Raw genomic sequence first — 22,521 nt, 5'->3', positions numbered from 1 at the left:
CTGGGTTCTCGGATGTTGTTCGCTGCTGTGCGGCTGCGCCGAGCTCAAGCCCTATCACACGGCCGATCCCGGCGCGCATGGGGATGACGGCAGTTTGGCGGAGTCCGTGTCTGAGTCGGGATCATGCTACGCACCTTCGAATGGCGCTCCCAATGAGGTTTGCGTGCGCTTCGTCGAGTATGACGATTTCGGAAATCTTTTCAATCGCTCACAGTTGGACCAGACCGTGTCAGCCGCCGCCAGGGTGGCAGCCACCGGTGGCGTGGTCGTGGTGTACGTGCACGGCTGGAAACACAGTGCGGAGCCCGGCGACGATGACCTGATGGAATTTCATATGGCTATGCAGCACGCGCGCACGGTATATCGCAAGCTATCGCCGTCCGGTAAGCGAGAGATCCTTGGCATCTACGTCGGCTGGCGCGGGCAGTCGCTCGAAGTCCCTCTCCTGAACAACATTACTTTTTGGAACCGGAAGAGCACGGCGCAGGCGGTGGGAGACGGCGCCCCGTTCGAGCTGTTTCGCAAGCTGGCCAACCTGCGCCACGATCATCCGACTTCGCGGCTGGTACTGGTAGGCCATAGCTTCGGCGCCGCCATCCTATATTCGTCGGTCGCCCATTCCATCATGGCGCAGATTGTCGACGACCCCGAGCCTGGCCCCGGCGCCACGACGGGCGAGTCCACATTGAACGACCCCAAGCGGTGGGATATGGTGGTATTGATCAATCCGGCGTTCGAAGCGATGCAGCTGCGCCCACACCTTTCGCTGGCGCGCTCGCGCAACTACCTAGAGAACCAACTACCGCACCTGATCATGATAACGACAGAGGGCGACTGGGCAACCAGGTATTTCTTCCCCGCCGGCCGCTATATCCATTCGATGCTGAATGATTATGATGATGTCGAATCGGCCGCCATGTACCGTTCGGCGGTTGGTCATTACATCCCGTTCATCACGCACCAGCTCGCAGTGGTTCCGGCGTGTCCGTCGCCGCGGATCGCCAACGACGCGGTTGTAGACGGGAGGCGGTTGAATCAGCCGCCAGCGGGTCCCAAATCAAAGTACACCTGCTTCAACGATGCGCGCACGATGTTTTCCGAACCGAGGAAAAAGGCCGATGGAAGCGCGGATGTCCCCGCCGTGCAGTTGACACGGTGCGAGGAGGCGTACGACTGCGCCAGGGTCGCGGGAGAGCACTTCATGGAAGCGCCAGCGGATATGCCGATCTGGAATATTCGGGCGACCAGGGAGGTGATGGACGATCATAGCGATATCTGGAACCCGACCATGCATTCATTGATGGTGCAGTTACTGCTGTCGATCGTGGAGCGAGGCACGCCTGCCGTCACGGTTCCTTCCACACCGGCCCAGACCCCTGTCGCCAACTTGTCCGCACCTTGACCGCGGCCGCCCGGCGCCAAAGTGCATCGTGGCGAATCGCGATTGCGGGCCAAGGCGTGCGCCTGCATCCACGCGCAGTGGGCACTATGTTCGAAATCGGCAACCGACAAGGATTATCTTGATGAACCAGCGCTACCACCCAATCACGCGCCTCGGCCTCGGCGGCACCGGCCTGGGCGATATGTACCACCACACGAGCGAAGAGGCGGCGCAAGCCACCGTCGACGCCGCCTGGGACGCCGGCATCCGCTATTTCGACACCGCGCCGCACTACGGCGCCGGGCTGTCCGAGCACCGTTTCGGCCAGGCCTTGCGGCGCCGTCCGCGCAATGAGTACACCCTGTCGTCCAAGGTCGGCCGCATCCTGGCGCCGAGCGAGACGCCAGAGATCGCAGCCCCCTTCGTGGGCGGCCTGCCGTTCCGGCGCATCACCGACTACACGGCCGACGGTGCGCGCCGCTCGATCGAGGACAGCCTGCAGCGCATGGCGCTGTCGCATATCGACATCGTCTACGTGCACGACCTGTCGCCGGACCGTTTCAGCCAGGCCGAGTACGAGCACTACTACGCCATTGCGGCCGGCCGCGGCGGCGCGTTCGATGGCTTGGTGAAGCTGCGCGACGAAGGCGTGATCAAGGGATGGGGGTTGGGCGTGAACACGGTCGACCCGTGCCTGCGCGCGCTGCGCGATTCGGATCCCGACATCTTCCTGCTGGCCGGCCGTTACACGCTGATGGAAACCACGCCATTGGACGAACTGTTCCCACTGTGCGAGGAGCGGGGCGCGAAGGTGGTGCTGGGCGGGCCGTTCAACTCCGGCTTCCTGGCGGGCGGCCCGAACTACGACTATGGCCCGGCGGGTGAAGACAAGATCGCGCAGCGCGAGCGCCTGCGCCAGGTGGCGTCGCGCCACGGCGTCGACCTGCCGGTGGCGGCGCTGCAGTTCGGCCTCGCGCATCCGGTGGTGGCGGCCACCATCCCCGGCGCCAGCAGCGTGGCCCACCTGCAGCGCAATGCAGCATTGATGGACATCGTCATCCCGCCGGCGTTCTGGCAAGAACTCCAGGCCGAGCGCCTGCTCGCCGGTGCCGCGCCGCTACCGGAAGGCAAACCGGCATTGTAGGCGGCAACTGCCGGCCGCGCCGTGCCGCGCATACTCGTTGAACCGCAACTCTTTCGGGTTGCGGTCTGTCCTGGACAGCACGGCGCTACCGTCCTTTCAATAAAGTCTCATACCTTAATTCTCATAAGACATATTTCCCCTGGAAGTTTTTCGTCGAGCAATGAAGCCAATGGCAGCAATGCCGAACAGAGCCATGCTGCCTGGCTCCGGCACATCGAATTCGTGGTATGAGTCAAGTGTCACCGTACCGGTAAACAGGGTAGCGGTTTCCCATCCGTCGCCATTAAAAAACATGGCGCTTGTGCCGAACAAAAATCCCGGCAGGGCATCTGATCGACCATTTGTAATGGCAAACGTTTGTCCCAGACGGGACTCCATATCCGAAAAGCCAGCCGCCGCCCAGATAGACAGGTCCACGCCGTAGAAAATATCTCCGCAAATAATAAAATCAGGAACAGCTAGCGGATTACCGCTAACGTATCCGTTTTCAGCAAGCCAACCACCCAGTCCATTGAACTCGACCAGGCTCGGAGTCAGCTCGCCTTCATTGTTGAATGCAGCAGCCTGCAAGATCCCGTTGCCAACGGTTGGATTGGAATGGGTTTGGAAGATATCCGTTACAATTTTGTTATTGACTATGCCAGGCATGACGAATTGGACGCCATCATGAACGTCAGTAACTGTTTCTTGATATGTTGGTACAGTTCCGTCGTTATTTGTGATAACTACGCCATTCGAGGTCATGGTCGCTGTCATCGTATCGCCCACCGGCAGTCTTTGCTTTACATGAATAGCTGGGTTGGCGCGACTGAACCCCGAACTGTTCGGCGGGTTGATCAATTTGGCAGTGATATAACTAGCCGATGCACTTGTGGAGTAAAACAGCATCGCCAAGATGATCAATTGGAAATTTTTCGCAACCTTTCGGACTGATTTCATCGGTTTCTCCAGATATGGAACGCACTTCCAATTTAATGGAGAGATGTCGATGTCGCTTGACGTTTCTCAGCACATAGAGAATTCCGTTGTGGAAATTAATTCCTAATAATTGACGACGCTCGGTGAGGAGGTGAGGTTGGGAATGGTCGAAGTCGAATGCATTGTCTTGCATTCGACCTGAGTGTGACAGCACTGTGTTCGACAGTACTGAAGAGCAGTGGCGCTGCTAGACTTCGCTTAAAGGCGACCTGCAACTGCGCCGTCAGAACACTTCGTCGGCGCCCAGGTAGCGCCATTGTCCCTCGGGCAGGTTGCCCAGCTTGACCTTGCCGATGCGCACGCGCTTGAGGCCCACCACTTTCAGGCCGACCATATCGCACATACGCCGGATCTGGCGTTTCTTACCTTCGCGCAGGGTAAAGCTCAGCTGGTCGTCGTTTTGCCAGCGCACCTTGGCCGGCAGCAGCGCTTTACCGTCCATCCACAGGCCGTGGTTCAGTTTCTTCAGGTCGCTGTCGGGCAGCTTGCCCGGCTTGGTGTACTGCACCCGCACCAGGTATTCCTTGTCGACCGAGGTGGTCTCGCCGATCAGGTGCTTGGCGATGCGGCCGTCCTGCGACAGCACCAGCAAACCCACCGAATCGATGTCCAGGCGCCCGCAGGGCACCAGGCTGCGCAACTGGGTCGGGTGGAACTGCTCGGGCGCCGGATCGTCCGCCCAGCGGTTCTCGGGCTTGATCAGGGCGATCGCCGGCGTATAGCCATCCTCGGCCTGGCCGCTGACGTAGCCGACCGGCTTGTTGATCAGGATGGTGACGCGTTTCGATTGCTCGGCCGCGGCCTGGCGCTCGACCGTGATGCGCTGGGTCGGCAGCACCTTGCTGCCCAGTTCCGAGACGACCTTGCCGTCCACCCGCACCCAGCCGCGGGCGATCCATTCATCGGCTTCGCGGCGCGAGCAGAGGCCCAGTTCGGACATACGTTTGGAGAGGCGGAGCGGTTCGGTCATCGGTAAAACTTTACTGTAAAAGGAGGTGAATCAAATTTTGAGGGCTAGACCTTCAGTGCATCAAGAAGATCGGTCTCGAGCTGCACCTGGGTGCGTGGATTGTTCAGGGCCGGGCCGTCGATCAGGAACACGTCCTCGACGCGCTCGCCCAGGGTCATGATCTTGGCGGTGTGCAGGTTCAGCCGGTAGCGCGCCAGCACGCTGGCGATCGCGTACAACAGGCCCATGCGGTCGTTGGCGGCAATCGACAGCACGTGGAACTGGCCGCGCTCGTCCGGCCGCAGTTCGACCGTCGGCGTGATCGGGAAGGTGCGCGCCACGCGCGACAGGCGGCCGCGGGCCAAAGGCGGCAGCGGCTCTTGCGACAGCAGCTGGGAGCACAGCTCGTGCTCGATCAGGCTGATGATGTCGCGGTAGCTGCCGGCGAAGTTCTCGTCCGCCACCAGGAAGCTGTCCAGCGCATAGCCGTGGCGCGTGGTGTGGATCTTGGCGTCCAGGATGCTGAAGTTCTTGCGGTCGAAGTAGCTGCAGATGCGCGCGAACAGGTCGGGCTGGTCTTTCACGTAGACCGCCACCTGCAGGCCTTCGCCGATCGGCGCCAGCCGCGCCCTGACGACGGGCTTGTCGGCGTCGACCTTGTCGACCAGCGCGCGGGTCTGCCAGGCGATGTCGGAGGCGTCGTGGCGCAGGAAGTACGCCACATCGAGCTGCTTCCACAGCGCCTCGTGGGCATTGGCGTCCAGGCCGAACAGGCGCAGGGTGGCCAGCGCTTCCTTCTGGCGCGTGCGCAGCTCGCGGTCGGCCGAGTGCGGCTCGCCGCCCAGCACGCGCAGGGTGACCTTGTACAGGTCTTCCAGCAGCTTGGCCTTCCAGGCGTTCCACACCTTGGGACTGGTGCCGCGGATGTCCGCCACGGTCAAGAGGTACAGCGCGGTGAGGTGCCGCTCGTCCTTCACCACGGCGGCGAAGGCCTGGATCACGTCGGGGTCGGACAGGTCCTGCTTTTGCGCCACTGTCGACATGGTCAGGTGCTGCTCGACCAGGAACACCACCAGTTCGGTGTCTTCCTCGCTGATGCCGTGCTCACGGCAGAAGCCGCGCGCATCAATCATGCCGAGCTTTGAATGGTCGCCGCCGCGGCCCTTGGCGATGTCGTGGAACAGGGCCGCCACGTACAGCAGCCAGCGGTCGTGGAAGTCGGCGATCAGCTGGCTGCAGAACGGGTATTCGTGCGCGTGTTCCGGCATCGTGAAGCGGCGCAGGTTACGCACCACCATCATGATGTGCTGGTCCACGGTGTACACGTGGAACAGGTCGTGCTGCATCTGGCCGACGATCTTGCGGAAAGCGGGCAGGTAGCGGCCCAGGATGCCGAATTCGTTCATGCGGCGCAGCGCGTGCACCAGGCCGCGCGGCGCCTGCAGCACGCGCAGGAACAGCGCCTTGTTGGCCGGGTCGGCGCGGAAACCCTCGTCGATCAAGGTGCGCGCATGCCACAGCGCGCGCGTGGCGCGCGCCGTCATGCCCTTCAGTTCGCGGCGCTCGGTCATCGCCACGAACAGCTCGAGGATGGCGGCGGGATGCTTCTCGAAGGTGTCGTCGGCGACGACGTCGATCAGGCTGCCCACCTGGGTGAAGTGGGCGCTGATCGGGACGGCCACCGTCGGCTGCGGGAACAGCTGGGCTTCGATGTTCTGCAGCAAAATCGTATTCAACTGGGTCACGGTCTTGGCGGCCCAGTAGTAGCGCTGCATCAAAAATTCGCTGGCGCGGCGCGCGTCCGGGCCTTCGCCGCTGGCGGTCAGGCCCAGGGTGCCGGCGATCGCGGTCTGGACGTCGAACACGAGCCGGTCTTCGCGTCGCTTGGTGTGCAGGTGCAGCCGGATGCGGATGTCCTTGAAGGCGCTTTCCTTTTCCAGCAGCTGGCGCGCCTCCATGCGCGTGATCAGGCCGCGCGTGGCGAGCTGGCCGAAGGTGTCGGCCAGGCCCGCGGCCTTGGCCACCCACAGGATCACCTGCAGGTCGCGCAGCGCGCCAGGGCTTTCCTTCACGTTCGGCTCGAGCGCGAAGGCGGTGTATTCGTGCTTGGCGTGGCGCAGCCGCATCTCGGCGGTCTTGGCCTGGAAGAAGGCCTGCGGATCGAGGGCGTCGCGGTAGCGCCGCTGCAGCTCTTCGAACAGCGGCGCGCTGCCGGTGACCAGGCGCGCTTCCAGCAGGCTCGTTTGCACGGTGATGTCGGCGGCCGATTCGACGAGGCACTCGTCCACGGTGCGGATGCTGTGGCCGATCTCCAGGCCCAGGTCCCACAGCAGCTGGACCAGGCCTTCCAGGCGCGCCTGGGTGATGGCGTCGGCCGGCTGTCCCAGCAGGATCAAGAGGTCGACGTCGGAATAGGGGAACAGTTCGCCGCGCCCGTAGCCGCCCACGCCCACCAGGGCGGTGTGCTCCGGCAGGCCGGCGGCCTGCCAGGCATCGAGCAGCACGCCGTCGACCACCTGGCGCAGGCTGCGCAGGAGTTTTTCGGGCTTGCCGTCTTCCTGGAAGGCCTGGAACACCAGCTGGCGTTCGGCCTTCAGGCGCTGGCGCAGCGTGGTGCGGGCGGTGTCGAGCAGGGCGGCCTGTCCCATGGGCTTTCCTTTAAGCCGCGGCCAGGGTCGGCACCGCGCCCGGGGTCAAGAGCGGCAGCACGATGGCGGGCGGCGGCGGGCTGCCGGCCGACATGGTCAGCACCTCGACCCCGGTCTCGGTGACCAGCACCGTGTGTTCCCATTGGGCCGACAGGCTGCGGTCTTTCGTTTTGATGGTCCAGCCGTCAGGCATTTCCTTGATGTCGCGGCGGCCGGCGTTGATCATCGGCTCGATGGTAAAGATCATGCCCGGCTTGAGTTCTTCCAGGGTGCCGGGGCGGCCGTAGTGCAGCACCTGCGGCTCTTCGTGGAATACGCGGCCCACGCCGTGGCCGCAGAATTCGCGCACCACGCTGTAGCCGGCCTTCTCGGCGTGCTGCTGGATCGCATGGCCGATGTCGCCCAGGTGCTTGCCCGGCTTGACGGCGGCGATGCCCAGCCACATGCACTCGAAGGTGATCTCGGACAGGCGGCGCGCCATGATCGACGGCTCGCCGACCAGGTACATGCGGCTGTTGTCGCCGTGGTACCCGTCCTTGGTGATCGGGGTGATGTCGATGTTGAGCGCATCGCCCGATTTGAGCACGCGGTCGCCCGGGATGCCGTGGCAGATCACGTCGTTGAGCGAGGCGCAGATCGAGCCGGGGAAGGGCGGGTAGCCGGGCGGGGCATAGTTCAGGGTCGCCGGGGTCGTGCCCTGGACGTTGACCATGTATTCATACGCCAGGCGGTCGAGTTCGCCGGTGGTGACGCCGGGCTTCACGAACGGGGTGATATAGTCGAGCACTTCCGAGCCGAGGCGGCAGGCGACGCGCATGCCTTCGATTTCTTCGGGAGTTTTGGGAGTGGAGGCCATTGGGATTCTTATCCTGCGGTAGTCGATGCAATGAGTGTGCAATAAGGGGCCATTATAGAGGAAACATTCCTTCCTCAGGGCGGCCGCGACCCCTGGCTCCACGTCACGCTTGAATAAAACGGCAAATCCCGCTAGAATCTCGGGTTGCTCGGATTCGCATTGAGCAATGTTGTAAAAACTGTACTTTTAATTTATTGAAATCGCGAATGTGGCCCTAAAAGGGTGCCTGACTGGTGACTGGCCACATTCAAGACCCAACCCTGGAGAATTACATGTCCGTTACTATGCGTGAAATGCTGGAAGCCGGTATCCACTTCGGCCACCAGACCCGTTTCTGGAACCCAAAGATGGCGCCGTTCATCTTCGGTCATCGCAACAAGATCCACATCATCAACCTGGAAAAAACCATGGCGATGTACCAGGATGCGATGAAAACCATCAAGCAGATCTCGGCCAACCGCGGCACCATCCTGATGGTCGGCACAAAGCGTCAAGCACGCGACATCATCGCCGCTGAAGCTCAGCGCGCTGGCGTGCCTTACGTCGACCAGCGCTGGCTGGGCGGCATGCTGACCAACTTCAAGACCATCAAGACCTCGATCAAGCGCCTGAAAGACATGGAAGCGCAGGTCGAAGACGGTTCGGTCGAGAAGATGTCGAAGAAAGAAGCGCTGCTGTTCTCGCGCGAAATGGAAAAGCTGCAAAAGTCGATCGGCGGCATCAAGGACCTGGGCGGCGTGCCTGACGCGATCTTCGTCGTCGACGTCGGCTACCACAAGGGCACCATCACCGAAGCCGGCAAGCTGGGCATCCCGGTCATCGGCATCGTCGATACCAACCACTCGCCAGAAGGCGTGACCCACGTCATCCCAGGCAACGACGACTCGTCGAAAGCGATCACCCTGTACGCACGCGGCGTCGCCGATGCGATCCTGGAAGGCCGCGCCAACGCCACCAACGAAGTCGTTGAAATGGTCAAGGCTGGCGGTGACGACTTCGTCGAAGTTTCCGAGCAGGCATAAGTGACGGCGGGTCATTGACCCGCTGGCACATCGAAGGGGGCGCCGCACACGAGCCCCCCTTTTTTTAAGCTGAATACCTGTGGGGCGTTTTATAACGACCTGCGACCCGGATAAAACATTTAGGAGAAATCAACATGGCAGCGATTACTGCAGCGATGGTAGGCGAACTGCGCGCGAAGACCGACGCGCCAATGATGGAATGCAAAAAAGCACTGACCGAAGCCGACGGCGACATGGGTCGTGCTGAAGAGATCCTGCGCGTCAAGCTGGGCGGCAAGGCATCGAAGGCATCGGCACGCATCACCGCCGAAGGCGTCGTGGCTACCTACATCTCCGGCAACGTCGGCGCGCTGGTCGAAGTCAACAGCGAAACCGACTTCGTCGCCAAGAACGAAGAATTCCTGGCCATGGTCAACCTGGCCGCCAAGCTGGTCGCCGAGAACAACCCGGCTGACGTCGCTGCCCTGGCAGCGCTGCCGCACGACGGCAAGACCTTCGACGACGTGCGTACCGCCCTGATCGGCAAGATCGGCGAAAACATGACCGTGCGTCGCTTCCAGCGTTTCGAAACCACCGGCAAGCTGGCTTCCTACCTGCACGGCACCCGCATCGGCGTCATCGTCGACTTCGAAGGCGCGGACGAGCAAGTCGGCAAGGACCTGGCCATGCACATCGCTGCAATGAAGCCAGTCGCTCTGTCGTCGGAGCAAGTGCCAGCCGAAATGATCGAAAAAGAGCGTTCGGTCGCCGAACTGAAGGCCAAGGAAGACGCTGAAAAAGCTGTCGCCGAAGGCAAGCAGCCGCAATCGGACGAAATCGTCGCCAAGCGTATCGATGGTTCGGTGCAGAAGTACCTGAAAGAAGTGTCGCTGCTGAACCAGGCATTCGTGAAGAACGACAAGCAGTCGATCGAGCAATACCTGAAAGCATCGAACACCAGCGTCAAGGCATTCACCATGTACGTGGTGGGCGAGGGCATCGAGAAGAAGGTCGACGACTTCGCAGCAGAAGTTGCAGCCCAGATGGCTGCAAACAAGCAGTAATCAAAAAGAACGGGCCGCAAGGTCCGTTTTTTTAAGGTGGGATCGTTTGTGTGTTGCGGCCATGAAGTATTTCTTGGCTGTACGGCAAACTGGGGTTCCCGCCTTCGCGGGAACGACGTTCATGGGGTGCGGGCCGAAGAAGGCTCCACAGTCCGCACCTCTAATACGTCGTTCCCGCGCAGGCGGGAATCCAAGTCTGCATGCAGTCCAGCGGCGCGACTCACCGACCGCGCCCGCCTTACAATGCCATCGCCTCCAAGGCAGATGAGATCGCAGCCCAAGGGCCGGCGATCGAACCCGAATTCGCACCATCGAAACATCACATTAGGAGCCGCTTCATCATGTCAAAACCAGCCTACCAACGAGTCCTCCTGAAACTGTCCGGCGAAGCGCTGATGGGCGACGACCCGTTCGGCATCAACCGCGCCACCATCGAGCGCATGGTGGCCGACGTGGCGGAAGTGGCGAAGCTGGGCGTGCAGGTGGCGGTCGTGATTGGCGGCGGCAACATCTTCCGCGGCGTCGCCCCAGGCGCCCAGGGTATGGACCGCGCCACCGCCGACTATATGGGCATGCTGGCCACCGTCATGAACGCGCTGGCCCTGGCCGACGCCATGCGCCACGTCGGCATCACCGCCCGCGTCATGTCGGCGATCGCCATCGAGCAGGTGGTCGAGCCGTATGTGCGCCCGAAAGCCCTGCAATACCTGGAAGAAGGTAAAGTGGTGGTGTTCGCCGCCGGCACCGGCAACCCGTTCTTCACCACCGACACCGCGGCCGCCCTGCGCGGCGCCGAGATCTCGGCCGAGATCGTCCTGAAGGCCACCAAGGTCGATGGCGTTTACAGCGCCGACCCCAAGAAAGACCCGCACGCGACGCGTTACGAAAGCATCACCTTCGACGAAGCGATCGCCAAGCACCTGCAAGTGATGGACGCCACCGCCTTCGCACTGTGCCGCGACCAGAAACTGCCGATCAAGGTGTTCTCCATCGTCAAGCCCGGCGCGCTCACCCGCGTGATCATGGGTGAAGACGAAGGTACACTGGTACACGTTTAAATATTTACTGAACAACAAGGAGAGCAGCATGTCCCTGGCTGACGTCAAAAAGAACGCGCAAGAGCGCATGGTTAAGTCCATCGAGACCCTGAAAGCCGACCTGGCCAAGGTCCGCACCGGCCGCGCCCACACCGGCATCCTCGACCACGTGATGGTCGACTACTACGGTAGCCCGACCGCGCTGCCGATGGTCGCCAACCTGACCCTGGTCGACGCGCGCACGATCGGCGTCCAGCCGTTCGAAAAGAAAATGGCTGCGACCATCGAAAAAGCGATCCGCGACGCCGACCTGGGCCTGAACCCATCGTCGCAGGGCGATATGATCCGCGTGCCGACCCCGCCGCTGACCGAAGAGCGCCGCAAAGAAATGGTCAAACTGACCAAGTCCGAAGGCGAAGATGCGAAGATTGCCGTGCGCAATATCCGCCGCGATGCCAACGAAGCGCTCAAGAAAATGGTCAAGGACAAGACCGCGTCGGAAGACGACGAGCGCCGCGCCTCGGACGAAATCCAGAAGCTGACCGACAAGGCCGTGGCCGACATCGACAAGCTGCTGGGTGAAAAAGAGAAAGAAATCCTGACGGTGTAAGGTCCCGCTCAACGGCTTTCTTGCGGACCGGCCCCGGCAACTTGCCGCGGCCGGTCCGCCTACCTTATGATTGTCCAATTCTGATTGGTCATATGCGCAACGCCGGACGCAAGTCCGGGCGCAGCCCTGCTGGATACAAGATGTTCAAAAGTTCGACCTCCGCCGTTCCCGAGACGCCCGCCGTGCCGCGCCACGTCGCCATCATCATGGATGGCAATGGCCGCTGGGCCACCAAACGCCTGCTGCCGCGTGTCGCCGGCCACGTCAAGGGCGTGGAAGCCGTACGCGGCATCGTCGAAGCCTGCGTGCTGCGCGGGGTCGAGTACCTGACCCTGTTCGCCTTCTCGTCCGAGAACTGGCGCCGCCCGGCCGACGAGGTTTCGCTGCTGATGCGCCTGTTCGTGACGGCGCTCGAGCGCGAAGTCTCGAAGATGCACGCCAATAATATTCGCCTGAAAGTCGTAGGCGACCTGAGCCGCTTCGACGCCAAGCTGCAAGAGATGATCTCCAATGCCGAGCGCCGCACGGCCGGCAATACGCGCCTGACCGTCACCGTGTGCGCCAACTATGGCGGCCGCTGGGATATCATGCAGGCAACGGGGAAGATGGTGCAGGCCAACCCCGGCGTGACCGAATTTACGGAGGAAATGCTGGCTCCGCACCTGGCGATGGCGTATGCGCCCGAACCCGACCTGTTCATCCGGACCGGCGGCGAGGAACGCATCTCCAATTTCCTGTTGTGGCAGCTGGCGTATGCCGAACTGCATTTCACAAGCACCTTCTGGCCCGATTTCACGCCCGCAGCGCTGGATGAGGCGATCGCCTCGTTCCAGGCGCGCGAACGGCGCTTCGGCCAGACCAGCGCCCAAGTAGCGAAGAAGACCAACTGATGCTCAAGACCCGGATCGTCACCGCGCTCGTTTTGCTGGCAGTCCTGCTGCCGGTGTTGTACTCCAATAACCCCACGGCGTTCGCGGTGGTCGCTTCGGTGTTCTTCGGGGCGGCGATCTGGGAGTGTTTCCGCCTGTTCAATCCGGGCGCGAAGAGCGCGGTGGCGATCGCGGTGGCCTGGACCATCGCCTTCGCTTATGCCTTCTTCATGCGCGAGCAGGGCGATCCGACCTTCTGGTTCGCCATCGGCGCGCTGCTGTGGGCATTGCGTTTCGCGCCCACGCTCAAGCTCGGCCTGCCGCCGCTGGCCAGCACCCCGAACACGCTGCTGAGCCTGCTGTACGCGATTTCGCTGGTGGCCTGCTTCGCCGCCATCGTCATGCTGTTCCAGTACTCGGCCCTGTTCCTGCTGTCGGTGCTCGTGATCGTGTGGTCGGCCGACATCTTCGCCTATGTATGCGGCAAGACCTTCGGCAAGAATAAACTGGCGCCATCGATCTCGCCCGGCAAGTCGTGGGAAGGCGCCATCGGCGGCGGCATCGTCACCGTGCTGCTGGCCTCGCTCACCGTCCTGTTCGGCGGGGAGGCCCTGGCCAATACCTTCGCGGTGCGCGTGCAGGCCAGCTTCGGCTGGGCCGGCATGCTGGCCGTCATCGCCCTCATCGTCGTCGCCAGCGTGGTCGGCGACCTGTTCGAATCCCAGCTCAAGCGCCGCGCCGGCATGAAGGACAGCAGCAATCTGCTGCCTGGCCACGGCGGCGTGCTGGACCGGATCGACGCACTCGTGCCGGTCCTGCCGCTGGCGGCCCTGATCGCCACCCGGCTCTAGAAGGAAGTCTCCATGCAAGGCATTACCATCCTTGGCGCCACCGGTTCGATTGGCGCCTCGACCCTCGACGTGGTGGCGCGCCATCCCGACCGCTACCGCGTCTACGCCCTCAGCGCGCATTCGCGCGTGGAAGAACTGGCCGCGGCCTGCCGAAAGTATCGCCCGCAGCGCGCCGTGGTCGGCAGCCCTGAAGCCGCCGCCCAGCTCGCGGCCCTGGTCGCCGACCTGCCGACCAGCGTCGAATACGGCGAACAGGCGCTGTGTGACATCGCTTCCAGCGCCGACACCGACATCGTGATGGCCGCCATCGTCGGCGCCGCCGGCCTGGCGCCGACGCTCGCCGCGGCGCGCGCCGGCAAGAAGATCCTGCTGGCCAATAAGGAAGCGCTGGTGATGTCGGGCCAGCTGTTCATGGACGCCGTGCGCGAGCACAAGGCGACCCTGCTGCCGGTCGACAGCGAACACAATGCGATCTTCCAGTCGCTGCCATCCTCGTATGCGCGGGTTCCGGTCGCCTCGGGCGTGGCAAAGATCCTCCTGACCGCATCCGGCGGCCCGTTCCTGAACCGCGCCGTCGAGACGCTCGACAGTGTGACCCCCGACGAAGCCTGCAAGCACCCGAACTGGGTAATGGGCCGCAAGATCTCGGTCGATTCCGCCACCATGATGAACAAGGGCCTTGAAGTGATCGAGGCCCACTGGCTGTTCGGTGCGGCGGCCGACCAGATCGAAGTCGTGATCCATCCGCAGAGCGTGATCCACTCGATGGTCTCGTATGTGGACGGCTCGGTGCTGGCCCAGTTGGGCAACCCCGATATGCGCACCCCGATCGCCAATGCGCTGGCCTATCCGGAGCGGATCGATTCGGGCGTGGCCCAGCTCGACCTGACGCAGATGGCCGGGCTGCAGTTCTTCGCGCCCGACTTCGAGCGCTTCCCCTGTCTGGCGCTCGCTTTCGATGCGCTGCGCGCGGGCGGCACCGCCCCGGCCCTGCTCAATGCGGCCAACGAGGTGGCGGTGCAGGCCTTCCTCGAGCGCCGCATCGGTTTCCGCGACATCGACCGCGTGATTCGCCACGCGCTCGACGTCGTGCCGCACGGCCCGGCTCCGTCGATCGAGGCGGTGCTGGCCCAGGACGCGCGCGCGCGCGCGGCCGCCAACGACGCCGTATCGAGCGTCGCTTCAGGCTTGCAGCGCTGACCCCGCGGAGCGCACCATGACCATGCTTTACACCGTGCTGGCTTTCGTGCTGGCGCTCGGTCCCCTGATCGTGATCCACGAACTGGGCCACTACCTGGTCGCGCGCGCCTGCGGCGTCAAGGTGCTGCGTTTCTCGGTCGGGATGGGCCGGGTGGTCTGGTCGCGCCGCTTCGGCAAGGACCAGACCGAATGGGCGGTATCCATGCTGCCGCTGGGCGGCTACGTCAAGATGCTCGATGCGCGCGACCCCGAGACCGCGCCGACTGACGATGCGGACCTGGATCGCGAATTCACGCGCCAGAACGTCTGGAAGCGGATCGCCATCGTGGCCGCCGGCCCGCTGGCCAACTTCCTGCTGGCGATCGGCCTGATGGCTGCGCTGTATATGCATGGCGTGGATGAGCCGTCGGCGCGCCTGCGTGAGGCGCCGGCGGCATCCGAGGCAGCCAAAGCCGGCGTGCGCGGCGGCGATACCGTGGTGGCGGTGAACGGCAACGAGGTGCGTTCGTGGACCGAGTTGCGCTGGCAGGTCTTGCAGGCGGCGGTCGATAAATCCGACGCGCGCCTCGAACTGCGCGGCGCCAACGGCGGCACTTATGGCGCGACCTTGCCGGCGGCCGTGGTCGGCCGGCTCGACGTCGAGACCGACGTGATGGCCGAACTGGGCCTGGACCTGTGGCGCCCGCAGCCGCGCATCGAGAAGGTGATCGCGGATGGGGCAGGGCAGCGCGCCGGCCTGCGGGACGGCGACCTGGTGCTGCGCATGGACGGCAAGCCGGTCGTGGATGGCATCGCCTTCATCGAGGCCGTGCGCGCATCGCCGGCCAGGCCGATGGCGATCGAGGTCGAGCGGGGCGGACGTCCCGTGGCGCTGACCTTGACCCCGGAGCCGGATGCGAATGGCCGCGGCGTGATCAAGGCCATGGTGGCCCAGGCCCCGGAGATGGTGACCGTGAGTTCGGGCCCGTTCGAGGCGATCGCGCGCGGTGCCGAGCGCACCTGGGACACCAGCGTGATGACCCTCAAGATGATCTGGAAGATGATTACCGGGGAAGCGTCGTGGAAGAATGTTACCGGTCCCATTACCATCGCCGATTATGCCGGACAGACTGCAAGAATAGGTCTCGTAAGCTATTTACAGTTCATCGCCTTTATTAGTATCAGCTTAGGAGTAATGAATTTGTTACCAATTCCAGTTCTGGATGGTGGCCATTTACTGTATTATTCGCTGGAAGTTTTGACCGGGCGTCCCCTTCCTGCGCGCGTCGGAGAGTTCGCGCAGCGCGCCGGGGTCGGCCTGCTGTTCATGCTGATGGCGCTCGCCGTCTTCAATGATCTGGTGCGGCTGCTTTAGCGGCCCCCATTCGCTCCCGGAGTCGGGTGCGACATTCCCGGCACAGAATAATATGCAATCGTTGTCCAAATGACTGACCCTTTGATCCAGCCAATGAAATCACAACCAGATCGTTTTGCCCTGCCGTTCATTCGTCGCAGCTTGATCGGCGCGGCCGTGCTGACCCTGTGCGCAAGCAATGCGCTGGCCGCCAACCCGTTCGTCGTCAAGGATATCCGGGTCGAAGGCATCCAGCGGACCGAAGCCGGCACCGTGTTCAGCTACCTGCCGGTGCGCGTGGGCGAGACCTTCGATGACGCCAAGGCCTCGAGCGCGATCAAGGCACTGTACGCCACCGGCTTCTTCAAGGACATCCGCCTCGAGGAAGAAAATGGCGTGCTGGTGGTGCTGGTCGAGGAGCGCCCGGCGATTTCGTCGGTCGATTTCACCGGCACCAAGGAATTCGAAAAAGACATGCTGGTCAAGGCGCTGTCCGAGATCGGCGTGGCCCAGACCCGCATCTTCGACAAGGCCTCGGTCGACCGCGCGGAACAAGAGCTCAAGCGCCAGTACCTGTCGCATGGCCTGTACGGCGTCAAGATCACCACCACCGTGACCCCGATCGAGCGCAATCGCGTGACGGTCATGTTCAATATCGACGAGGGTGATGTTGCCAAGATCAAGGGCATCAACATCATCGGCAACAAGGCCTTTTCCGACAAGCAGCTGCGCCAGTTGCTCGAACTGCGCCCGTCGGGCTGGTTCACCTGGTACTCGAAGGCCGACCAGTATTCCAAGCAAAAGCTGACCGGCGACCTGGAGACCATCAAGTCCTGGTACCTGAACCACGGCTACCTGGAAGCCAACGTCGAATCGACCCAGGTCTCGATCACGCCCGATAAGCGCGACATCTACCTGACCCTCAATATCACCGAGGGCGAGCAGTACACCGTCTCAAGCGTCAAGCTCGAAGGCGAAATGTTCGGCCGCGAGGAAGAGCTCAAGGAGCTGATCATGCTCCAGCCGGGCAAGACCTATGTCGGCGACCTGCAGGAAGCGACCAACAAGTTCATCGCCGACCGTCTCGGCACCTTCGGCTATGCCTTCGCCAACGTGACGGCCAACCCGGAACTCGACCGCGAGAAACGCGAAGTCGCGTTCACCTTCTTCGTCGATCCGGGCAAGCGCGCCTATGTGCGCCACATGAACATCTCGGGCAACACGGTCACCCGCGACGAAGTCATTCGCCGCGAATTCCGCCAGTTCGAAAGCTCGTGGTACGACGCCAACCGCGTCAAGCTCTCGCGCGACCGCGTCGACCGCCTCGGCTACTTCAAGGACGTGAAGGTCGAGACGCCGGAATCGCCTGGCACCTCGGACCAGGTGGACGTGAACATCGCGGTCGAAGAAAAACCGACCGGTAACTTCATGATCGGCGGCGCCTTCTCGCAGTCCGAGAAGTTCACCTTCACCGCGTCGATCTCGCAGGCCAACTTCGCCGGTAGCGGCAACACGGTCGGCATCGAACTGAACACCAGCAAGTACAACCGCACGATCGCGTTCTCGCAGACCAATCCGTACTTCACGGACGACGGCATCTCGCGCGCCTTCTCGCTGTACCTGCGCACCTCGCGTCCGCCGGCGCTGAACATCGGTTCCTATACCGTCAAGCAGATGGGCGGCAATATGACCTTCGGCGTGCCGTTCTCCGAATCCGACACCGTCTACTTCGGCGCCGGCCTGGAACGCACCGAGCTGGAAACCGACCAGACTTCGCCGACGGTCTACCAGACCTTCGTGCGCCAGAATGGCGGCCCGGCCAGCGGCATCGGCAAGGCGACCACCAACGCGATCCCGTTGACCGCGGCCTGGGGCCGCGACACCCGCGACAGCGCCGTGACCCCGACCCGCGGCCGCTTCCAGCGCGCCAACTTCGAGATCGACGCCATTGGCGACGCCAAGTACTATCGGATGGTCTACGAGCACCAGTGGTGGAAACCGCTGACCCGCTGGATGACCCTGGCCCTGCGCGGCGAGTTCGATTACGGCAAGGGCATCGGCGGCAGCGCCTACCCGGTGTTCAAGAACTTCTACGCGGGCGGCATCGGTTCGGTGCGCGGCTACGAGAGCTCGTCGCTGGGTGTGGTCGATCCGCGCTACTACGATGCGATCGGCGGCTCCAAGCGCGTCATCGGCAACGCCGAGCTACAGTTCCCGTTCCCGGGCAGCGGCACCGACCGCAGCCTGCGCTGGTTCACCTTCGTCGACGGCGGCCAGGTGTTCCAGGAAGACGCGAAGATCCGTTTCGACGAGTTCCGCTACTCGGCCGGTATCGGCCTGTCCTGGATTTCCCCGGTCGGTCCGCTCAAGTTGAGTTATGCTAAGCCGCTGAATTCGCTGCCGGGCGACCGCCTGGAGCGCTTCCAGTTCCAGATGGGCACCGGCTTCTAAGCGGACCGCTGCGACCTGAAGAACGATTGCGAGAGACTTTATGTTGAAAAATCTGATTGACTCGCTGCCTGGTGGACGCAAGTCCACGGTTCGACCCGCGCTCGGCGCCTCGCTGGTGCTGGCTGCGGTCGTCGGAGTGTCCATTGCGCCGTTGGCCCAGGCGCAGGCGACCATCAGCCGCATCGGCTTCGTCTACACCGAGCGCCTGATGACCGACTCCAAGATGGCCAAGGCGGCAGACGCCAAGCTGACCGCAGAATTTTCGAAGCGCCAGAAGGCGGTCGAAGAGATGGTCGGCAAGTACAAGCAGACGTCCGAGAAGTTCGACGCCGAAGCGGCCGGCCTGAATGAGCTGGACCGCACGCGCCGCGCGCGCGAGCTGTACAACATGCAGAAGGACGTCGAGCGTATGCAGCGCGAGTTCCAGGAAGACCTGCAGCAGCGCAAGAACGAAGAGCGCGCCGCGATCGCGCAAAAGGCCTACAAGCTGGTCGAGCAGGTCGCGGAACAGGAGAAACTCGACGCCGTGCTGGTCGAGGCGGCGTGGGTCAGCCCGCGCGTGGACATCACCGACAAGATCCTGAAGCTGCTCGACAAATAAAGCAGTACCGATTTTGACTTACACTGGAAAGACCGAGATGGGCATTCGACTGGGCGATTTGGTCGAGCGCTTCGGCGGACAGCTGGTGGGCAACCCGGACCTCGAGGTCCAGGCGATCGCCCCCCTGGACAGCGCCGGCGCTTCGCACATCAGCTTCCTCAGCAACAGCAAGCTGCGCGCACTGGCCGCGCAAAGCCAGGCCGCGGCGCTGATCCTGTCGCCGCTGGACGATCCGACGGTGGCCGCGACCTATGAAGGCGCGCGCATCGTCACCACCAACCCTTACGCCTACTTTGCCCGCGCGGCGCAGTACTTCGCGTCGCTCACCGAGCAGGCGCCGGCGCCCGGCATCCATCCGAGCGCCGTGGTCGATCCCGGCGCCACGGTCGATCCGACCGCCCACGTCGGGCCGCATGCGACGATCGAGGAGGGCGCCATTGTCGGCGCCCACGTCGTGATCGGCGCCGGCTGCTTCATCGGACGCGAGGCCGCGATCGGCGAGCACACGCAGCTGTTCGCGAACGTGACCTTCCATGCGCGCTGCCGCATCGGCAAGCGCGGCATCCTGCATTCGGGCGCGGTGATCGGCACCGACGGCTTCGGCTTTGCCGTCGAAGCCGGCGCCTACATCAAGATCCCGCAGACCGGCCGCGTGCTGATCGGCGACGACGTCGACATCGGCGCCAACACCACCATCGACCGCGGTGCGCTGGACGACACCGTGATCGAAGACGGGGTGAAGCTCGACAACCAGATCCAGATCGGCCACAACTGCCGCATCGGCGCGCACACCGCGATGGCCGGCTGCGTCGGCGTGGCCGGCAGCGCCAAGATCGGCAGCCGCTGCACCTTCGGCGGCGCCGCCATGGTGCTAGGCCACCTCGAGATCGCCGACAACGTCCATATTTCCTCGGGCAGCATGGTGTCGCGCTCGGTCCTCGAACCGGGCCAGTACACGGGCTTTTACCCCTTGGCCAAGAACGCCGAATGGGAGCGCAGCGCCGCGATCGTGCGCAATCTCGATTCGATGCGCGCCAAGATCCGCACGCTCGAGAAAACCATCAGAAACCTGACAGAACAAAAATGACCACTCCAGAACTCAAGACCCTCGACATCACCCAGATCAAGGAATACCTGCCGCACCGCTATCCGCTGCTGCTGGTCGACCGCGTGCTGGACGTCGAACTGGGCAAGCGCATCGTCGCGATCAAGAACGTCACCGTCAACGAAGAATTCTTCAACGGCCACTTCCCGCACAAGCCGGTGATGCCGGGCGTGCTGATGATCGAAGCGATGGCGCAGACCGCGGCCATCCTGTCGTTCATGACCATGAACGTCAAGCCGGACGAAAACTCCGTGGTGTATTTCGTCGGCATCGACAACGCCCGCTTCAAGCGTCCGGTCGAGCCGGGCGACCAGCTGCGCATGGAAATCGAGATCCTGCGCGTCTCGCGCGGCATCTGGAAGTACAAGGCGGTGGCGACCGTCGACGGCAAGGTGGCGGTCGAGGGTGAGCTGATGTGCACCATCCGCGGCGCCGCGGAAGCCACCATGAAAGGCCCTGAAAGCGTGGCCGAGTAAGGAGAGCCAGATGAGTAAAATCCATTCGACCGCGATCGTCGATCCGAAGGCAGAGCTGGACAGCTCGGTCGAGGTCGGCCCGTATTCGATCGTCGGGCCGCATGTGCGCATCGACGCCGGTACCGTGGTTGGCCCGCACGTGGTCATCGAAGGCCACACGACGATCGGCAAGGACAACAAGTTCTTCCAGTTCTGCTCGATCGGCGGCGCGCCGCAGGACAAGAAGTGGAACGGCGAACCGACCCGCCTCGAAGTGGGGGACCGCAACACGGTGCGCGAATTCGTCACCTTCAACCTGGGCACGGTCCAGGACGAAGGCGTCACCCGCGTCGGCAGCGACAACTGGATCTCGGCCTACGTCCACGTGGCGCACGACTGCCAGGTAGGGAGCAACACGATCTTCTCGAACAACGCCCAGCTCGCGGGCCACGTGCAGGTGGGCGACTGGGCCATCCTGTCGGGCTACGCGGGCGTGCACCAGTTCTGCAAGATCGGCGCCCATGCCTTCATCGGCATGTATACTAGCCTGACCCAGGACGTGCCGCCCTACGTGCTCGTCTCCGGCAATCCGGCCGGTGCGCGCGGCGTGAACCTCGAAGGCCTCAAGCGCCGTGGGTTTACTCGCGAACAGCTCGATGGCATCCGCAGCGCCTATAAACTGTTGTATCGCTCGAACCTGACGCTGGAAGAAGCCAAGACGGCTCTGCTGGCCGAAGAAGAGCGCCTGCCGGCGGCCAGCGCAGACATTCGCCTGCTGCGCGAGTTCCTCGGCTCCGCCACCCGTGGCATCGTCCGCTAACGATATGACAAACGACGTTTCGCTGGCGTTGGTGGCCGGCGAGGCGTCCGGCGACATGCTTGCCGCACGCCTCTTGGCCGGGCTGCGGCCGCATCTTCCTAAGGCGCGCTTCCATGGCATCGGCGGGCCGCGCATGATCGAGCAGGGTATGGTGAGCGAGGTCCCGATGGACACGCTCACGGTGCGCGGCCTGTTCGAAGTCATTCCCCGCTACCCTGAACTGAAACGCATCCAGAGCCGGCTGCGCGACCGTCTCATCGCCGAGCGGCCGGCCGCCTTCATCGGCGCCGACTACCCCGGCTTTAATCTCGGACTCGAAGAGCAGTTGCGCGGCGCCGGCATTCCGACCGTGCACTTCATCGGGCCGCAGATCTGGGCCTGGCGCGGCGGGCGGATCAAGAAGATCCAGCGCGCTGTGTCGCACATGCTGGTGATTTTCCCGTTCGAGGAAGCGATCTATCGCGAGGCTAACGTGCCGGTGACGTATATCGGGCATCCACTGGCCGAGACCATCCCGCTGGTGCCGGACGTCGCCGCGGCGCGGCGCGCGCTCGGCCTGGATCCGGACGCGCGCGTGGTGACGGTGATGCCGGGCAGCCGCATGGGTGAACTGAAATACCTGGCCGAGCCGTTCATCCGCGCGGTCAAGCTGCTGGCCGCGCGCGATCCTGGCCTGACCTTCGTGGTGCCGATGGTCGGCGAACGCCAGCGCGCCTATTTCGACGAGCTCGTGGTCAAGGCCGGCTTGCAGGACGTCGAGCTGCAGGTGACCGCCGCCGGTTCGCACACGGCGATCGCCGCCGCCGACGCGGTGCTGGTCGCGTCCGGCACCGCGACCCTGGAGGTGGCGCTGTTCAAGAAACCGATGGTGATCGCGTATAAAGTGATGGCGGCGTCGTACGCGATCATGCGCCACATGGGCTACCAGCCCTGGATCGGCCTGCCGAACATCCTGGCGCGCGAGTTCCTGGTGCCGGAACTGATCCAGCATGCGGCCACGCCCGAGGCCATGGCCGACGCCGTGTGGGCCCAGTTGCAGGATGCGGCCGGGCGCGAACGGCTGGCCGGGCGCTTCCTGGAGATGCACCACAGCCTGCTGCGCGACAGTGCGCGCGAGAGCGCGGAGGCGGTGTTACGCGTCATTGCACAGGGCCCCGGGGCCGCGTGA

Annotated in this window: 20 protein-coding genes; 16 read left to right on the top strand and 4 right to left on the bottom strand. The window is 63.4% G+C overall.

What is annotated here, in order from left to right; all coding sequences use genetic code 11:
- The first annotated feature begins 163 nt into the window (after positions 1 to 163).
- Together SOM61_RS01250 and SOM61_RS01245 are read left to right on the top strand one after the other, a co-directional pair.
- Positions 164 to 1,402, top strand: coding sequence for an alpha/beta hydrolase family protein (locus SOM61_RS01250; RefSeq protein ID WP_320472390.1), 1,239 nt, complete (start codon positions 164 to 166; stop codon positions 1,400 to 1,402).
- Between the two features lie 121 nt (positions 1,403 to 1,523).
- Positions 1,524 to 2,525, top strand: a complete 1,002-nt coding sequence (locus SOM61_RS01245; protein WP_320472389.1) for an aldo/keto reductase — start codon at positions 1,524 to 1,526, stop codon at positions 2,523 to 2,525.
- A 114-nt stretch (positions 2,526 to 2,639) separates the two neighbouring features.
- Here the strand turns inward: SOM61_RS01245 and SOM61_RS01240 are convergent, their stop codons facing one another.
- The 4 genes from SOM61_RS01240 to map all read right to left on the bottom strand — a co-directional run bounded on the left by SOM61_RS01240 (position 2,640) and on the right by map (position 7,956).
- Positions 2,640 to 3,464 carry a PEP-CTERM sorting domain-containing protein gene (locus SOM61_RS01240; protein ID WP_320472388.1) on the bottom strand — a complete coding sequence of 275 codons (825 nt, stop codon included), beginning with the start codon at positions 3,462 to 3,464 and terminating at the stop codon, positions 2,640 to 2,642.
- 262 nt (positions 3,465 to 3,726) lie between these two features.
- Positions 3,727 to 4,473, bottom strand: coding sequence for a pseudouridine synthase (locus tag SOM61_RS01235; protein WP_320472387.1), 747 nt, complete (start codon positions 4,471 to 4,473; stop codon positions 3,727 to 3,729).
- A gap of 44 nt (positions 4,474 to 4,517) precedes the next feature.
- Entirely contained in the window at positions 4,518 to 7,100 is a 2,583-nt protein-coding gene (locus SOM61_RS01230) for a [protein-PII] uridylyltransferase (protein WP_320472386.1), read from the bottom strand.
- A 10-nt stretch (positions 7,101 to 7,110) separates the two neighbouring features.
- Entirely contained in the window at positions 7,111 to 7,956 is an 846-nt protein-coding gene (map, locus tag SOM61_RS01225) for a type I methionyl aminopeptidase (RefSeq protein WP_320472385.1), read from the bottom strand.
- A gap of 272 nt (positions 7,957 to 8,228) precedes the next feature.
- Here map and rpsB point away from each other — a divergent pair, with 272 nt between their 5' ends.
- The 14 genes from rpsB to lpxB all read left to right on the top strand — a co-directional run bounded on the left by rpsB (position 8,229) and on the right by lpxB (position 22,521).
- Positions 8,229 to 8,978 (top strand): 30S ribosomal protein S2, encoded by a 750-nt coding sequence (gene rpsB / locus SOM61_RS01220; RefSeq protein WP_005667508.1) that lies wholly within the window; start codon positions 8,229 to 8,231, stop codon positions 8,976 to 8,978.
- Positions 8,979 to 9,112: 134 nt separating this feature from the next.
- Complete coding sequence (tsf, locus tag SOM61_RS01215) at positions 9,113 to 10,021, top strand: translation elongation factor Ts (protein ID WP_320472384.1); 909 nt, start codon at positions 9,113 to 9,115, stop codon at positions 10,019 to 10,021.
- A 341-nt stretch (positions 10,022 to 10,362) separates the two neighbouring features.
- Positions 10,363 to 11,079 (top strand): UMP kinase, encoded by a 717-nt coding sequence (gene pyrH, locus SOM61_RS01210; protein ID WP_320472383.1) that lies wholly within the window; start codon positions 10,363 to 10,365, stop codon positions 11,077 to 11,079.
- Between the two features lie 28 nt (positions 11,080 to 11,107).
- Complete coding sequence (frr, locus tag SOM61_RS01205) at positions 11,108 to 11,668, top strand: ribosome recycling factor (protein ID WP_137174230.1); 561 nt, start codon at positions 11,108 to 11,110, stop codon at positions 11,666 to 11,668.
- Positions 11,669 to 11,808: 140 nt separating this feature from the next.
- On the top strand, positions 11,809 to 12,558 hold the full coding sequence (gene uppS, locus SOM61_RS01200) for a polyprenyl diphosphate synthase (protein WP_320472382.1): 750 nt from the start codon (positions 11,809 to 11,811) through the stop codon (positions 12,556 to 12,558).
- A complete protein-coding gene (locus SOM61_RS01195; RefSeq protein ID WP_320472381.1) occupies positions 12,558 to 13,388 on the top strand; it encodes a phosphatidate cytidylyltransferase in 831 nt (276 codons plus the stop codon). Before uppS ends, SOM61_RS01195 begins: the two co-directional genes overlap by 1 nt.
- A gap of 12 nt (positions 13,389 to 13,400) precedes the next feature.
- A complete protein-coding gene (ispC, locus tag SOM61_RS01190; RefSeq protein ID WP_320472380.1) occupies positions 13,401 to 14,588 on the top strand; it encodes a 1-deoxy-D-xylulose-5-phosphate reductoisomerase in 1,188 nt (395 codons plus the stop codon).
- A gap of 16 nt (positions 14,589 to 14,604) precedes the next feature.
- Entirely contained in the window at positions 14,605 to 15,942 is a 1,338-nt protein-coding gene (gene rseP, locus SOM61_RS01185) for an RIP metalloprotease RseP (protein ID WP_320472379.1), read from the top strand.
- 93 nt (positions 15,943 to 16,035) lie between these two features.
- Positions 16,036 to 18,372, top strand: a complete 2,337-nt coding sequence (gene bamA / locus SOM61_RS01180) for an outer membrane protein assembly factor BamA (protein ID WP_320472378.1) — start codon at positions 16,036 to 16,038, stop codon at positions 18,370 to 18,372.
- Between the two features lie 40 nt (positions 18,373 to 18,412).
- Positions 18,413 to 18,973: an OmpH/Skp family outer membrane protein gene (locus SOM61_RS01175; RefSeq protein WP_147935856.1), complete on the top strand. Its 561-nt coding sequence runs from the start codon at positions 18,413 to 18,415 to the stop codon at positions 18,971 to 18,973.
- Positions 18,974 to 19,010: 37 nt separating this feature from the next.
- On the top strand, positions 19,011 to 20,060 hold the full coding sequence (gene lpxD, locus SOM61_RS01170) for a UDP-3-O-(3-hydroxymyristoyl)glucosamine N-acyltransferase (protein ID WP_320472377.1): 1,050 nt from the start codon (positions 19,011 to 19,013) through the stop codon (positions 20,058 to 20,060).
- Positions 20,057 to 20,554: a 3-hydroxyacyl-ACP dehydratase FabZ gene (gene fabZ / locus SOM61_RS01165; protein ID WP_320472376.1), complete on the top strand. Its 498-nt coding sequence runs from the start codon at positions 20,057 to 20,059 to the stop codon at positions 20,552 to 20,554. The genes lpxD and fabZ overlap by 4 nt, the downstream gene beginning before the upstream one ends.
- 10 nt (positions 20,555 to 20,564) lie before the next feature.
- A complete protein-coding gene (gene lpxA, locus SOM61_RS01160) occupies positions 20,565 to 21,353 on the top strand; it encodes an acyl-ACP--UDP-N-acetylglucosamine O-acyltransferase (RefSeq protein WP_320472375.1) in 789 nt (262 codons plus the stop codon).
- Between the two features lie 4 nt (positions 21,354 to 21,357).
- Positions 21,358 to 22,521 carry a lipid-A-disaccharide synthase gene (gene lpxB / locus SOM61_RS01155; RefSeq protein ID WP_320472374.1) on the top strand — a complete coding sequence of 388 codons (1,164 nt, stop codon included), beginning with the start codon at positions 21,358 to 21,360 and terminating at the stop codon, positions 22,519 to 22,521.

Source organism: Massilia sp. CFBP9012, assembly GCF_034045115.1.
Classification (GTDB): Bacteria; Pseudomonadota; Gammaproteobacteria; order Burkholderiales; family Burkholderiaceae_D; genus Telluria.
The sequence above is the reverse complement of the archived record's forward strand: the minus strand, read 5'-3'. Positions and strand labels throughout refer to the sequence as shown.